Source organism: Stieleria varia (genome assembly GCF_038443385.1).
In the GTDB taxonomy this organism is placed as follows: domain Bacteria; phylum Planctomycetota; class Planctomycetia; order Pirellulales; family Pirellulaceae; genus Stieleria; species Stieleria varia.
Map to the genome: position 1 here is coordinate 3,210,339 of NZ_CP151726.1, position 16,333 is coordinate 3,226,671.

A 16,333-nucleotide genomic window follows, 5' to 3' on the forward strand; every position below is an offset into this window, starting at 1 on the left:
TATCACGAACCAGATGTGACGATCTTGTCGAGGGAAACCCGACGTCACACCTTGCCAGACCCGCATTGCTTGCCCAGCGTTCACAAGCCGGGGCATTTCCGGTGAGAGAATCATGAAACTTGCGATCGGGCACCGACCCACCTACACTTTGTGCCTTCCCTTCCCACGCGAAACCTCGCTCCTTTTCTACCTCCCCCATTCAGAGCCGGCCCCGTCATGGATTCCCGAATTTTGAAACGTCGTCCTCATTGGTTGCTGTCGATCACGACGCTCTGCCTCGTGACGGCATTGGTATCCGGTTGCACGATCGAAAAGACCAGCAGCCAAGCCAGCAGCGACTCGGGCAAGACCAAGGTTGCCTTTGTGACCAACGGGATCGCTTCGTTCTGGACGATCGCGGAAGCCGGTTGCCGAAATGCGGCCAAGGACAATGATTGCGAGTGCATCGTTCGTATGCCCACCGATCAAGCGGCGGGGCAAAAACGAATCCTGGAGGAATTGATCAACATGAAAGTCGCCGGGATCGCTGTCACGCCGATCAATCCGGACAACCAAAAAGACATCATCAACAAAGCCGCCGCAGAAACCAATCTGATCACCCATGACTCGGACGCACCCGAGACCGACCGTTTGCTGTACATCGGAATGAGCAATTACGATGCCGGACGCATGTGCGGCAAGCTCGTCAAGGAAGCGATGCCGGAGGGCGGCGAAGTGATCATTTTCGTCGGACGCCTAGGGCAACTCAACGCCGATCTGCGTCGCCAAGGAGTGATCGATGAGTTGCTCGATCGAGACCACAATCCTGATCGCCAGTACGATCCGGCCAGCGATGTGCTCAAGGGTGACAAGTACACCATCCTGGACACGCGGACTGACAACTTTGACTTCGCCAAAGCCAAGAGCAACGCCGAAGACGCGATCGTCAAGTACGGAAATCTTGGCTGCATGGTCGGCCTGTTCGCCTACAACCCGCCCAACATGCTCGAAGCCATTCGCGGGGCAGACAAGCTCGGCGAAATCAAGGTGGTGGGATTCGATGAAGACGACCGCACTTTGCAAGCGATCCAGGAAGGAAACTGTTATGGAACCGTTGTCCAAAACCCGTACATGTATGGTTACAAGTCCGTCGAAATCCTTGCAGCACTCGCCCGTGGCGACCGATCGGTGATCCCAGAGAGCAAGTTCATCGACATCCCGGCTCGATCGATCCGCAAGGACAATGTCGATGAGTTTTGGGCGGAGTTGAAAGAATTGACCGGCGAATCCACGCAGTGATGTTGGCTGATGACATCACCGGATGAATCCCCATTACTGAGCGTCGAGCGTCTATCCAAGAGCTTCCCCGGCGTCCGCGCGTTGAGCGACGTGAGTGTGACGCTCGGACGTGGTGAAGTCTTGGCGTTGATCGGGGAAAATGGTGCCGGCAAAAGTACACTGATGAAAATCCTGGCCGGTGTGCAAACGCCCGACACAGGAACCATCGCCGTCGATGGAAATCCCGTTGCGATCACCCATGTCAAGGAAGCGATGGACCTTGGCATCGCCTTGATCCACCAGGAACTCAATCTCGCTGACAATCTCGATGTCGGGGCAAACATCTTTCTGGGTCGCGAGCCACGTCGGATGGGACTCATCGACGATGCACAGATCCGTCGCGAATCGGCCCGCTATCTGGATCAAGTAGGTTTGCGAGTCGATCCGTCCACTCTGGTTCGTGAGTTGACGATTGGGCGACAGCAGTTGGTGGAGATCGCCAAAGCCCTGTCGATGCAAGCCCGCGTGTTGATCATGGATGAACCCACCTCCAGCTTGTCCCAGGCCGAAACCGAAACGCTGTTCGACGTGGTCAAACAGTTGCGACGCGACGGCGTCAGCATCATCTACATCTCTCACCGACTACGAGAAGTCATCGAGTTGGCCGATCGTGTCGTCGTTTTACGAGACGGCGAGAACGCGGGTGAGTTGCAGCGTGACGAAATCAACCATTCGGCCATGGTCAGTTTGATGGTCGGTCGCGACGTTTCACAGTTCTATGCCCGCAGCCAGCACGACTTGGGTGACACGGTCTTGCAAGTGGACGGATTGGTGGTGCCAGAGAATCCCAAGCATGCCATTTCCTTTTCACTTGCCGCAGGCGAGATCGTTGGCGTGGCCGGACTCGTCGGCGCGGGACGGACAGAGATGTTGCAGTGCCTGTTCGGTGTCCACAAACCGCTGGCGGGTTCCATCCGAGTCGACGGCAAACAAGTCGACTTATCATCACCCGTCGATGCGATCAACGCGGGACTTGCGTTGGTCCCTGAAGATCGCAAACAGCAAGGCGTGATCATCGACATGTCGGTTCGACACAACACTTCTTTGGCCGGGTTGTATCGAAACAGACGCCCCGGGGGATTCATCGACGATGCCCGAGAAGACGCCGACACAGAGCACAGCATTCAAGCGTTGAACATCAAAACGCCAGGGCCAGATCAAGTCGTCCGGTACCTCTCCGGTGGAAATCAGCAAAAGGTCGTGATCGGCAAATGGCTGACGCTCGGCCCCAAGGTGTTGTTGTTGGATGAGCCGACGAGGGGAATCGATGTCGGAGCGAAAGAAGAAATCTATCGGTTGATGGAAAAGCTCGCTGCGGATTCGATGGCGGTTCTGTTTGTCTCCAGCGAACTGGACGAGATCATCGGCATGTCCGATCGAGTGCTTGTGATGCACGAAGGCAATTTGACGGGCGAGTTGGATCGGTCGGAGTTGACGGAGGAGTCCATCATGAGACTGGCAACGGGACAGACCACCCACGCAACAAGTAGCATTTGAGCATGAACAAAATCCTCGGCATCCTGGGCCTGTTGATCTTTATCTGTCTCTCAACCGCATTGTTGAGTGAACAGTTCGTTTCCAGCCGCAACATCTCCAACACGACCAACTGGTCGGCACTCTTTGGCGTACTGAGCATCGGAGCCGCATTCGTCATCATCACCGGAGGCATTGATCTTTCGATCGGTTCGGTTGTCGGATTGACGGGCTGCTTGTTGCCGATGTTCATCGTCGATTTTGGTTTACCGATACCCGTCACCTTGTGTTTGGTGATGCTGATAGCGGCGGTCATCGGATTGATACACGGATTGTTGATCACGCGAATGCAATTGCAGCCCTTTGTGGTCACCCTCTGCGGCTTGCTGATCTATCGCGGTGTTGCTCGATGGCTGACCGATGACCAAACGCTTGGCTTGGGCAGCAGCTATGACGATGGTTTGCGTCTACTGGCCAACGGCAAGCCGATCGGCTGGCCGACTTTGATCCTGGCCGTCGGCGTTGCCGTGATCGCATGGGGGGTGTGGCAGGGCTGGCGACAACGTAACAGTGCGGCACCTGACGCTTCCGAGACAACGTCGACTTCAATGACCGGCATGCTGGGCACCCTCGTCACACTGGGCTGCGGTGGCCTGTTGGTCTTGTCGGGCATGTTGAACGAGTCCAGCATGAGAATGATCGGGTGGGGAATTTTCGTTCCCGCCGTGCTTGCTTTCGTCGCGTTTGGGATCATGTCCCAGCCCCCCAGGATGGTCAAACCACTGATCGGATTGGCGATCGCCGGCGTGTTGCTGTTCGTGTTTGGTGGCAAGGTCGCGCCGATGTTTAACCAGATCAGCCAAAGTGATACGTGGCAGGTCGGAATCATGACCGTGACGGGCAAGTGGCTGCAGACGTTGATCATGGTCAGCGTCTTTCTGGCCGTCGGGGCGTTCATGGGAGCTGCCGGGGCGGTGCTCAACGCCGGGGCGACGGTTAGCCCGACGGCCAAAGCCCTGCTGCCGCTGGTGGTCGTCTCTAGCATGATCGGACTGCTGGGATTCACGGAGCTGCTGCAGACCAGGGTGCCCTCAACCATGCTGATCTTGATCGCCTTGGCCATTGCGGCGGCGATTTTTCTGAATCGAACCATTTACGGTCGATACCTGCTGGCGATGGGGCGAAACGAAGAAGCCGCCCAGTACAGCGGGATCAATACCAAACGTATGACCGTCCTGGCTTACGTGATCTGCTCCATGACCGCCGGCTTGGGAGGGATCCTGTTTTCCCTCGATATCAATTCTGTACAACCGTCCGAGTTTGGCAATTTCTATGAGCTTTATGCCATCGCGGCAGCCGTGCTCGGTGGTTGCAGCTTGCGAGGCGGCGAAGGCAGCATTTTGGGCGTTGTCATCGGAGCCGCCGTCATGCGGGTGCTCTACAACGCGATCAGTATCCTCGGGATCAGCACGAAACTGGAATTTGCGATCATTGGTCTGGTGATTTTGATCGGCGTGATCGCTGACGTGATGGTCAAGCGGGTTGTGGCAAAGAGGGCAGCGCTGGCAGACGCGGCAGCTTTGGAAACGGAACGGGCCGCCGCGGCGGCGTCCTAGAAAATCGGGCTCCCGCCATGCCCCTTTGATGAAAACATCACACAGAACCACAAAAACGACTCGTGGTTATTTTTCTGCCTTAAGGGTAGACTTTCTAAATGAACGAAAAGAAACAAGACGCGGCAACCGGGACGTTTGCCGAAATGGAGCTCTCCCCGGTGATGTACCGGGCGCTAGAAAAAGCCGGATTCACGGCACCGTCCCCCATTCAATCTGCCCTCATCCCCCACGCGCTCGATGGTATCGACGTGATCGGGCAAGCCAGGACGGGAACCGGCAAGACGGCGGCATTCGCCATCCCGATCCTGGAACAGCTTGATTCTCTGGACAACTGTCGCGACCCCCAAGCGATCATCCTGGTGCCGACCCGTGAGCTGGCCGATCAGGTGGGCGAGGAAGCCAAGCGGTTGGCCTACGGGGTCCCCACCGAGATCGCGGTCCTGGCAGGCGGACGAAACATTCGCACCCAATTGAGGCAACTGGAAAACGGCGTCCAAGTCGTTGTCGGCACCCCCGGTCGAGTCCACGATCACTTGCAACGCCGCTCGCTGCGTACCGGTGACGTTTGGTGCGTGGTGCTGGATGAAGCCGACCGGATGTTGGACATCGGTTTCCGGCCTCAGATCGAACGCATCTTGCGCAAGTGCCCCACGGATCGTCAAACCCTGCTGCTCTCGGCGACCTTGCCGACCACGGTTCGCAAGCTTGCCGAATCGTACATGCACGACCCATTGGTCATCGACTGCAGCAAACAAGGCATGTCGGTCGAAACGATCGAACAACGTTACTTCACCGTCGAGCCCGATCGCAAACGCGACCTTGTGCGGCTGTTGTTGCTCCGGGAACAGCCCGATCAAGCGATCGTGTTTTGCCGAACTCGCCGCGGGACTGACAAACTGTACCGAGAACTTTCCAAAACCTTCCCCTCCTGCGGCAGCATGCACGGCGACATGCAGCAACGCGAACGCGATCGCGTCCTGCAACGCTTGCGTGACGGCGATCTACAGATCTTGGTCGCCACCGATGTGGTCGGTCGCGGAATCGACATCAGCACGATCTCGCACATCGTCAACTTCGACGTGCCCGAGGACTGTGACGACTACGTCCACCGCGTAGGACGAACCGGGCGGATGGGACGCGACGGCATCGCATTCACTTTCGTCTCGCCCGGCCAAGGAGACTTCTTGACGAACATCGAACACCGCATCAACAAATTGTTGATCAAAGATTCGATCGAAGGATTCGAGACGGTGACGTTGAAACCGGTCGAAGAAGAAGTCGCGGATGAGCCCGTCGTGCGAAAAATGCTCAACCCGATGCACCGCAAAGTCTCCCGCCGCCGCCGCTAAAGTCGAAAGTCACGTAGTCGCGTCTCTCCGAGACGTGAAACAATAGTCGCTCGACTTTCCAAGTCGATAGCGAGCCTCGCCAAACGTCCGGCAAGTGTCATCTCTCCGGCGCGTCCAATCTCAGGTAGGTCAAGATCCCGACAGGGATCACAGACGGTAGCCGTGGGTCGCCGAAGGCGCACCCACGGTTAGACCATCTTGGACCACTTCGTGGTCATGCATTTCAAGATCCCGACAGGGATCACAGACGGTAGCCGTGGGTCGCCGAAGGCGCACCCACGGTTAGACCGGTCAGAGGGGCGATCTCTGCGACCCCTGTCGGGGTCGGTTCGTTTTTGGTGAACCGGACCGGCGGTGATCGCTACGCTCTACCGCCGGCTACCATCTCTGACCACTTCGTGGTCATGCATTTCAAGATCCCGACAGGGATCACAGACGGTAGCCGTGGGTCGCCGAAGGCGCACCCACGGTCAGACGGACGCATTCACGTTCGACCGCGAAGCGGTCGCAGATTTGGTACGTTGGCAGTTTTCCCGATTGAGATCAGATGAGGATGAAAACATGTCGACGTACCATTCGATTCACTTTCATATCGTATTCTCGACCAAACATCGAAAGCCTTGGATCGAGGAAGAATGGATAGAAGATTTTCATAGCTACATTGGAGGAACCATCAAAGGACTCGGCGCAATTCCATTGAAGGTCGGAGGCGTTGCCGATCACGTCCATTTGCTGGTGGGGTGCAAGACGACGCACAGACCATGCGACTTGGTGCGTGAGATCAAGAAAGCCGCAACCGCTTGGGTCCACAGTGAGATCGGGTTCATGCCATTTGTATGGCAAGACGGATATGCAATATTCTCGGTAAGCCCTGACGCGTGTTCGACCGTGAGTCGATACATCGAAAACCAAAAGGAGCATCATCGCAAGATGACGTTTCTGGAAGAGTTGGTCGAGATCCTCAAGCTTGCAGGCATTGAATTTGATCCGCAGTACCTTGAGTAATCAGTGACGTCGGCTTTGGGTTGCGTCAGCGAATCCGATAGCCGGTCAGACAGGCGATCTCTGCGACCCCTGTCGGGGTCGGTTCGTCTTTGGTGAACCGGACCGGCGGTGATCGCTACGCTCTACCGCCGGCTACCATCTATGACCACTTCGTGGTCATGCGCTGTATGACATCAAGATCCCGACAGGGATCACAGACGGTAGCCGTGGGTCGCCGAAGGCGCACCCACGGTCAACCTAACCTGCAAAGTTCCACAGGCAGATCGCCGTCACGACCACGACGCCGATCAAGTTCAAGACGAATCCTTCGCGGGCCATCGTTTTGATCGTCAACTGTTCGCTGCCGAACATGATCGCGTTGGGTGGCGTTGCCACGGGCAGCATGAACGCGAAGCTGCAACTGATCGTGGCCGGCACCATGATCAAACGCGGATCAAGCTTCGCTGATACCGCAGCCAACGCCAGCACGGGCAACAGCAGCGTTGCCGTCGCCGTGTTGCTGGTGACTTCCGTCAAAAAGGTAACGGCTAGGCATAGACCTGCGATCATCAAGACGACCGGGACGCTCGCCAGCCCCGAAAGAGAATCCCGCAGCATATCGCTCAATCCTGATTCCGTGAACGCTTCTGCAATCGCGATCCCACCGCCATAGAGAATCAGGATTCCCCAGGGGATCTTCACCGCGCTCGGCCAGTCCAACAGCATCTCTCGCTTTCCATCGGCGTTGGTGTTTCCGTTAGGCAAAAAGTGCATCGCGACGGCGGCCAACAGTGCGACGCTGGCGTCATTCGCATTGGGCAACCCCAACCAGTAACTCCAACCATATTCTTCACCACCACGGGTGATCCACAACAACGCGGTGACCGCGAAAACTGCCAGCGTGCGTACTTCTTCCGTTCGCCATTGCCCCACCGTGGGCAACTCGATTTGTGTCTTGGTCTTGATCCCTCGCGTTAACCAGAGTCCCGCTATCGGGATCATCACCACCACGATCGGCAACGCCCAGCTCATCCACTGCAGGAACGTCGGTTCCGATCCGGTCAGCTTGGTGTAATGCTTCATGAAAACCAGATTGGGAGGCGTCCCGACGGGTGTGCCGATACCGCCGATGCTGGACGCGTACGCGACGCCGAGCAGCAAGCTGGTTCGCAACGCGACATCGGACGTTTTGTCGGCAACCGCCATCACAATCGGCAACATCATCAACGCGGTGGCGGCGTTACTGATCCACATGCTCAACACGGCCGATGCGGTCATGAAGCCGAACACGAGTGATCGGCCGCCACCACCGAACGCGTTCACCATGCTCAATGCCAATCGCCGGTGCGTGTTGCTTTTCTCCATCGCGACCGACAGCATGAAACCGCCCAGCATCAACAGCACCAGCGGGCTGCCGTACGATTGACCGATTTGATCGGTGGTCAATACACCAACCGCCGGAAAGATCGCGAGCGGTATCAATGAAGTCGCTGCGATCGGGATCGGCTCAAAAATCCACCAGAGCGCACACAACGTCACCACGCCAGCCGTCCAAGCAACCTTGGGGTCCGACCCCGTCGCGAACAACGCGGTCCCGACGGCGATCGCAACCACGAGCCCACCGAACAACGCAAATGTTTTTAGCATTTCGGGGAGCCTGAGACGGTGGGAGAAAAGTGTGGAGGGAGAAGTGCCAACAACCTGAGGAGCGCCGCACTAGGACGCACGCAAAGTTTGACCAGTTTAGCCTTGCAGCCTGTTGGTTTAGTCGTAGGTTGGCCACTCTTGGCCGACACTGCATAATCAGACGGGCAGAAGTGCCCATCCTACAGTCTTTCCATTCCCAACAGGGACTAAATCAACAAGCCGCTTACGCGTCGCGGCTCACTATCTCAACAGCCCGCGTGCCATATGTGGCTCAGCTATTTGCTTTGGCAAATGCTCGCATGTCAGCTTCCAACGCCTCCAGCCGTGCGGTCAGTTCTGCTTCCGCTGCGTCCAAATCTTGCGAACGATCCGTCGGCAGTCGAGTGAACACATACAGTTTGATTTTCGGCTCCGTGCCGCTGGGGCGTGCCGCGACGTAGTTTCCTTCTTCGGCCAGATCCATGATGATCAAATTGCCCACGGGGTCGCCCAGCGGAGTCGACTCTCCGGTCGCCGTATCGGTGGCTGTGCTATTGAGGTAATCGCGAATTCGACTGACGGGGATCCCGGCGAGCGATTTTGGAGGCGACTCGCGAAACGCTCTCATCAAACGTTGCATCGCCGCCATCCCTTCGCTGCCTTCCATGAACAGATTGATCAGGTATTCCTTGTGATAGCCGTGCTGACGATACAAATCGGCGAGATACTCGTGCATCGAAACCCCGTTGGCCTTCAACTCGGCTGCCAACTCGCTTAGCAACATGCATGCCACCGCGCCGTCTTTGTCACGCGCGTATTGGCCGACAAGGTACCCGTGGGACTCTTCGGTTCCGAACACAAACTTATCCGGTCCTTCCTTGTCCATCGTCTCAGCGATGTACTTGAATCCGACCAACAAATCGCCTACGCAGCGTACGCCGTGCGACTGTGCGATTCGACGAGTCAGCTCTGTCGTGACCAATGTCTTGATCACGTAGTGTTCCGGCGACAGGGTGCCTTGCGCGGCTCGTTTGCCCAGAACGTACTCGGCCAACACCGCGCCGATCTGATTTCCATTGAGAGTTCCCCACGGTCCAGAGGTATCCGCCGTCAAGGGAGCAGCGACGCCGAGACGATCGCAATCAGGATCGGTCGCCAAGATGACATCGAATCCGTTGCTCTGAGCGTACTCGATCGGCTTTTCAAAAACGGCTTGGTTCTCGGGGTTGGAGACGTGTCCGGGGACGTTGGGAAAGTCACCGCTCTTTTCCTCGTGCGGTCCGTAAACTTCGACTTGCTCAAATCCATCCTTGGCCAACAACGGCACCACGGCTTCGGCGCCCACGCCGTGCAGCGGGGTGTACAAGATTTTGACATCACGAGGCCCGGGAAACGCACACTGCGAAGCGACTTCCACGAACGCCTTGTCGATCTCATCGGTGATGATTTCAACCAAGCCCTCTGCCATCGCTTTGTCAAAGGGCATGACTCGGATTTCTTGGCAACTCATCACGCGATCGATGATCGCTTTGTCGTGCGGCGGCAAGACTTGAGCGCCGCTGGACCAGTAGACTTTTACGGCGTTGTCGCTGGGCGGATTGTGACTGGCGGTGACCATGATGCCGCAATCACAGCTCTTGTATCGCACGGCGTAGGAAAGTTGAGGCGTGGCCCGGTAATCATCCAAAAAATAAACCTTGATCCCGGCGGCAGCCATGATGCCGGCACACAGTTCGGCAAAATGGCGAGATTTGTGACGGGTGTCGTAGGCGATCGCACAGGAAAGTGGTTTCACGCTGTCCCCGTGATAGGCCACCACGTAATCGGCCAATCCTTGGGCGCTCTCTCCGATCGTTCGGTCGTTGATCGCGTTGGACCCGATCGGATACATGCGTCCTCGGCGTCCACCGGTTCCGAAGGGAATGATGGTCCAAAACGCATCGTCCAGAGCCTGCCATTTCTCCTCACGCACGTGAGCCGCGGTCTCGTCTCGATAGCCCGAGTAACGATCTTCCGTCAGCCAGCAGCGAATATTTTCGGCGGCTGTTTTGCTCAATTTGCCTTCGGCGGCGGCCTTCGTTACATCGTCCAAAACGTTCTGGATGTCGGAATCCGAGCTGGTCATGAGTCTTACCGAGGGTTTCAAAATGAAGTGAGAGAGAGTGTGTGTCGGCGGCCTATTCTATTGGACGGTGGCTCCCAAAGACATGGCCCCCAACGACAGTCGCCCCATTGGGCAACGCTGGGAAGCATCCTGGCAGTCAATAATACTAGCACGAAGCGCAAGCGAGTGAATTTGGCGACTCACTCACTCGCTTGCGCGTCGTGCTGGTATGTCCCGCGTTTCAGCAAGGAGACTGCGTCACAGCGTTGCCCAGTGGCTTCGAGCTCCATCGCGGCAACGGCACGTTTTTTTCCTGGGCTTGCGTTTGAAAGGGAAATATTCGACGCTCGGCAGTCTTGGGATGCGTTCAACCACCGCGACCAATTGGAACACACTCTTCTCAATCACTGTCAGTTTTCATGAGCGAATTGATCATCAGCGTCAGCGGCTTACGTGGCATCGTGGGCGAAACATTGACCCCCGACGTCGCCAGTCGCTTTGTCGCCGCGTTTGCCGGCAACATTCCGTCCGGACCCGTGATCGTCGCCCGCGACGGACGCAGTAGTGGACCGATGTTGAAACAAGCCATCATCGCAGCGTTGACCGCTTGCGGTCGTGACGTGATCGATGCCGACGTCGCGGCGACACCGACCGTCGGAGTGTTGGTTCAGACCCTTGGCGCAGCCGGCGCCGTGCAGATTTCGGCAAGCCACAATCCACCACCGTACAACGGAATCAAGTTGTTCGGCGGTGATGGTCGGGTTCTCAGCGCCGGAATTGGTGCCAAGATCCGGGATGCCTATCTCAGCGGCCATGCAGCATGGTGTGCGTTCGACGCCATTGGAAACGTTTCCACCCAGGCCGATCCTCACCAATCTCATCTCGACAAAGTGCTCGCGACGGTCGATGTCGCATCGATCCAGGCCGCGAAACATCGAGTTCTGATCGATAGCAACCACGGAGCAGGTAGCGTGCTCGGCGTGCGGTTGCTCGAGGCACTCGGTTGCACCGTGGTCGCCTTGGGGGACACGCCCGATGGACAGTTTGATCACGTCCCCGAACCCACCGCAGAAAACTTGACCGGCGTGGCCGCCAAAGTCCGTGAGGCGGGATGCGTAGTCGGATTCTGCCAAGATCCCGACGCAGATCGATTGGCATTGATCGATGCCGACGGGCGATATATCGGCGAAGAATTCACGTTGGCGCTGTGCGTTCAACGTGCGATGCAACAGGATGCCACTCGCGGACCGATCGTGATCAATGGTGCCACGAGCGGGATGAGCGAACGCTTGGCTGCCGCTGCCGGCGTGGCGTCGTATCGCAGCGCGGTCGGTGAAGCCAACGTGGCGGACAAGATGATCGCAGTGGGTGCGACGTACGGCGGCGAAGGCAACGGAGGGCCGATCGATCCACGTGTCGGCTATGTCCGTGACAGTTTTGTCGGCATGGCGCAAGTGCTGGACCTGATGACGAGCACGGGCAAGTCGTTGGCGGATCTGGCGGATGAATTGCCGAAGCTGCACATCCACAAATCCAAAGCCGGTTTATCGGCGGACAAGATGCCTCAGTGGTTTGCCGCGTTGCAAAAGCAGTATCCCGATGCCGAGGTCGATCAAACCGATGGTCTTCGGTTGGCATGGCCGGACAAGTGGTTGCTGGTTCGCGGCAGCAACACCGAGCCGATCGTGCGAATGATCGCGGAAGCAGAAAGTGAAACCGAAGCCGCCCAGCTCTGCCAAGTCGCCGCCAGCCTGCTCTAGCAAAAGCGAGCGGTGGTGTCCCTGACACAGTCACTTGCTTTCCCCGCGAATCGCCCAAGCCCTGAAAGGGCCGGACATAGTAGCCCAGGGCAAAGCGAAGCGGCGCCCTGGGGCCAATGGTTGCTGTCGTGTCCCAATTTCACCCTGAAAGGGTGAGACAATCACACCGGATGGACACGCTCAATGATCCACTCAAATGTCATTCCGACACAACTACATCTTCGGCTTCCAGAGACAGCATGTAACGCCCTTTCAGGGCTACGATTAACCCCACTTGTCATCATCCCAGGGCGTCGCTTCGCTATGCCCTGGGCTATCTTGTTCAGTCCCTTCGGGACGTGCGGAGAATAACCTATGTAGCTTGGGCACTCTTGCCCGAGAGATCACGGACGGGCAAGAGTGCCCATCCTACTTTTATTTTCCGCGCGTCCCGAGAGACGCGGCTACGTGCGCTGCTACGGTGTGAGCGCCAGTTCTGGTTCGGGTTGCGTCGCCGGCTCGACTTCGTCTACCACGGGACGCTCGGCACCCGGCAGGCGATCGGAGATCCATTGACGGCTCTCCAGTGCCAGCGTGAACAGACTGGGCACGAACACGACCGTGAACACCGTGGAAACGAGCAAGCCGCCGAGAACCACGCTGCCCAATCCGCGATACAGCTCGCTGCCCGCTCCAGGAAACAATACCAGCGGCAATAAACCCAAGATGGTCGTCGTTGTCGTCATGAAAATCGGACGGATACGTGTCCGCACGCTTTCCAATGTGGCTTCACCGACCGACATGTTTTCTTCACGGATCAATGTCAAGGATTGGTGGACGATCAGAATCGGGTTATTCACCACCGTACCGATCAAGATCACGAATCCGAGCATCGTCAACACATCCAGCGGCTGAATGATGAACACGTTCAAGAGATTCAACGCCAAAATACCGCCGACGGCGCCCAAGGGGACGCTGAAGATGATGACCATCGGGTACAACCATGATTCAAACAATGCGGCCATCAATAGGTACGTGATCAACAACGCCAGGGCAAGGTTCCATCGCAATGCATTCCATGTGTCACGAAGTTTGTCCGCAGTACCAGCGAGGCCGATGCGATAGCCGCCGTCGAGTTGTCCGCTTTCTCGCATTTTGGCAACGATCTCGGTTTCAATCCGTTGCATCGCGTCCTCCAAAGCCATGGAAGCGGGCGGGGAGACTTCGATGGTGATGCTACGTACTCGTTCACGGTGAGCGATTTGCTCGGGACCGCTGCGAGGCAGAATTTCAGCGACCGCGGAGAGCGGGATCAAACGGCCATCAGGAGTCGCGATCGGCAAGGCTCGCACGTCAGCGGTTGAGCCTGCGAAACGGTCTTCGCCACGAAGCGACAGATCGATCTTTTTGCCATCGAGGTAATAGTCTCCCACGTACGCACCGTCGACCAATGCGTTGACCAGGAAGCCGAGGTCCGCGTTACTGACTCCCATCTCCGCTGCTTGCAACAGTCTCGGCGTGACGTGAACTTCGGGGCTGGAAAGGTCCAACGAAGGAACCGGTCGGACTTGAGCCTCCGGCATCATGCCTTTGACTTGCCCGAGCACTTGTCCGCCCATCGCAACGAGCTTGGTCAGTTCCGGGCCGGTGATCTCGACGTCAATGGTTCGCCCGGAAGTCAGTCCTTGCTCGAACAAGCTCGATTGTTTGGCCACGGTAAACGTCTGATAGAGCTTGCCGCCGACTTCCTGCACCAACGGCACCAGTTCAGCGGCTCGGCTCTCATCGACCGCTCGGATACCCATGAAGACCTGACGGCCACGGGCGACGAAAAAGAAATCGTTGATGACCGGGTACTTCAACGCCTCGGCTTCTTTGCTGCCCGGATCGACATCCCAGTAGGGGCTCAAGTCGCGTTCGACTTGCTCGCCCATCGTCATCAACTTGTCGAGGTTGTATCCCGGCGGTGGTAACAAGATCCCGAAGATCAGATTGCGATTGCCCGTGGGCAGATACTCGACTTTGGGCCAAAATGCAAAACTGACCAAACCGGCCGCCGCCGTCATCCCGGCGACCAACGCCAGTCGGCGAAGGACACCGCGTTGCAACCATGCATTGGCTCCGACGATCAGCGTGACAAACTTGTTGCCAAATCCTGTGATCAAGCGAGGAATCAGCGTCGGCTTGGCTTCGTCGCGGCGCGAGCGAGAGGCACGGTCACCGAACAAGCGAGCTGACAGCGTTGGAATCAACGTCATTGAGATCAAGAGCGAGAAGGCGACCGAAGCACTGATGGCCAACGCGATGTCGCGGAACAGCTGGCCTGATTCTTCTTGGACGAAAACGACCGGCAAGAACACCGCGATGGTGGTCAGCGTGGATGCAACGACGGCGCCCAGCACCTCGCTGGTCGCGGCCGCGGTCGCTTTGAAAACGTTCTTGGACCCTTTGGCGTGTCGATAAATGTTTTCCAGCACGACCACAGCATTGTCGACCAACATACCGACCGCAAACGCGAGTCCCGCCAGGCTGATCACGTTGAGCGATCGACCCAGCATTCCCAGCACCAAAAACGTTCCCACGATACTCGTCGGAATGGCCAAGCCCACGATCAACGCACCTCTTGCAAACCACAAACCGACGACCAACAACAGTGCCAAGCTGACGGCAAAGAACCAGGGCGAGACGTAGGCCGCCGCGAGCGCACTGATCAGGATAAATGGGATCGCGATCAAGGTGCGGATGTTCAAGTGCAGAAACAACATCAGCACGCACATCGTCAGGGCGCCGCCGACAAAAATGTTTTGTCGAACGAGATCGACGGAGGAATAGATGTATTCGGTTTCGTCATAAACCTGGGTTAATTGCAGACCGCGGCTTTTCAAGAGGCCTTCATCCAGCTCCTTGCGGACCTCTTGCAGACCCGTCATCACGTCCAACACGTTCGCGCCGGTTTCTCGCAAACAGTTCACCGCGATGCTGGATTCACCAAATCGTCGAACGAGACCATCGGGTTTCTTGTAACCCAAACGCACATCGGCGACGTCGCGGACAAAGACGGGGGCTCCGTTGCGAACGGCCAACAGTTGGTTCTCGACTTGTTCGGTCGAGCGGAATTGGCCCAGAGCACGCACCACCAAGCGCCGCTTGCCCTCCCAAAAATCACCCGCCGAAGTGTCGTTGTTTTGACCACGCAAGACGTCACGGACGCGAGAAAGTGTCAGTTGCCGCGCGGCGAGCCGTTGTGGGTCAACGACCACTTGGACTTCCTCCTCCAAGCCACCGATGACGTTGGATTGCGAAACGCCGGCGACGCGTTCAAATCTTGCTTCGATCTCATCTTCGGCGAATCGGCGGAGTTTGGTCACGTCCATCGACTCGGGCGGCAACAGCTCGGCGACCTCCGGGTGATCCTTGGCCAAACGACGCAGCCTCAGCATCGCAACGCCCGGATTGTGAGCCGAGAGCACAGGCTTCAGCGATTCCTCCAGCGCCGGATGCTGCTTTCCGAAATCGGCAATCTGTTCTTTGGAGGGCTGACGTGCACTGAGGATGAACCAAGCGATCGGGCGATCGGACGAGTTGGCGGTGGTGATCACCGGCTGGTCGGCGTTCTCGGGATACTCGGTCACCTGTTGCAAGCGGCTGTTGACCTTCAGCAACGCCTCCTCCATGTTCGTGCCGACCAGAAACTCCAAAGTGATCGAGCCTTGCGAGTCGGACGAGTCTGACGACATCTTGGTCAGTCCCTCGACGCTCTTGAGCTGCTCTTCTTGCTCGATGATGATTTCCTGTTCGACCTCTTGAGGGCTCGCTCCCGGCCAACGCGTGGTGACGGTGATCGTCGGCGTCTGCACTTCCGGCGTCAGTTGCATCGGCATCCGGTCGAGCGCAACCACCCCGAACAACACGACCAGCAGTACGCCGACGGCGACTTTGATCGGGTTTTGAATCATCGTTGTGATCAGTTGCATGGTCGCAGGTTGGTTTTGGTGGGAGGGATTCACGTCGCCGCGACTCTCGGGACGCGGATGGTTCGCGGCTCGGAAAGGTTGTGAATTTTTCTTCAAATTCACGTAGCCGAGCCTCTCCGAGGCTCGGAGTTTCGCGTCTCGGAGAGACGCG

The 16,333-nt window shown here is 57.4% G+C and carries 9 protein-coding genes; 6 read left to right on the forward strand and 3 right to left on the reverse strand.

The genetic code is table 11. The annotated features are described in order from the left end of the window. The first annotated feature begins 216 nt into the window (after nt 1–216). From Pla52nx_RS10620 to tnpA, 5 genes are all read left to right on the forward strand, one after another. Nucleotides 217–1,278: a sugar-binding protein gene (locus Pla52nx_RS10620; RefSeq protein WP_146521660.1), complete on the forward strand. Its 1,062-nt coding sequence runs from the start codon at nt 217–219 to the stop codon at nt 1,276–1,278. 9 nt (nt 1,279–1,287) lie between these two features. After that, nucleotides 1,288–2,814, forward strand: a complete 1,527-nt coding sequence (locus tag Pla52nx_RS10625; protein ID WP_146521661.1) for a sugar ABC transporter ATP-binding protein — start codon at nt 1,288–1,290, stop codon at nt 2,812–2,814. A 2-nt stretch (nt 2,815–2,816) separates the two neighbouring features. After that, nucleotides 2,817–4,406 carry an ABC transporter permease subunit gene (locus Pla52nx_RS10630; protein WP_146521662.1) on the forward strand — a complete coding sequence of 530 codons (1,590 nt, stop codon included), beginning with the start codon at nt 2,817–2,819 and terminating at the stop codon, nt 4,404–4,406. A gap of 98 nt (nt 4,407–4,504) precedes the next feature. Continuing rightward, complete coding sequence (locus tag Pla52nx_RS10635) at nt 4,505–5,755, forward strand: DEAD/DEAH box helicase (RefSeq protein ID WP_146521663.1); 1,251 nt, start codon at nt 4,505–4,507, stop codon at nt 5,753–5,755. A 561-nt stretch (nt 5,756–6,316) separates the two neighbouring features. After that, complete coding sequence (gene tnpA / locus Pla52nx_RS10640) at nt 6,317–6,760, forward strand: IS200/IS605 family transposase (RefSeq protein ID WP_146521664.1); 444 nt, start codon at nt 6,317–6,319, stop codon at nt 6,758–6,760. A 237-nt stretch (nt 6,761–6,997) separates the two neighbouring features. Here tnpA and Pla52nx_RS10645 read toward each other — a convergent pair whose 3' ends face one another. Together Pla52nx_RS10645 and Pla52nx_RS10650 are read right to left on the reverse strand one after the other, a co-directional pair. Then, the gene (locus Pla52nx_RS10645) at nt 6,998–8,386 is read right to left on the reverse strand and encodes an SLC13 family permease (RefSeq protein ID WP_146521665.1); all 1,389 of its coding nucleotides are present in this window, start codon (nt 8,384–8,386) and stop codon (nt 6,998–7,000) included. Between the two features lie 271 nt (nt 8,387–8,657). Continuing rightward, complete coding sequence (locus tag Pla52nx_RS10650; RefSeq protein WP_146521666.1) at nt 8,658–10,490, reverse strand: phospho-sugar mutase; 1,833 nt, start codon at nt 10,488–10,490, stop codon at nt 8,658–8,660. A gap of 398 nt (nt 10,491–10,888) precedes the next feature. Between Pla52nx_RS10650 and glmM the strand changes: the two genes are divergently transcribed. Then, nucleotides 10,889–12,229: a phosphoglucosamine mutase gene (gene glmM / locus Pla52nx_RS10655; protein WP_146521667.1), complete on the forward strand. Its 1,341-nt coding sequence runs from the start codon at nt 10,889–10,891 to the stop codon at nt 12,227–12,229. Between the two features lie 455 nt (nt 12,230–12,684). Here the strand turns inward: glmM and Pla52nx_RS10660 are convergent, their stop codons facing one another. Then, entirely contained in the window at nt 12,685–16,284 is a 3,600-nt protein-coding gene (locus tag Pla52nx_RS10660; protein WP_342190381.1) for an efflux RND transporter permease subunit, read from the reverse strand. Nucleotides 16,285–16,333: the final 49 nt, after the last annotated feature.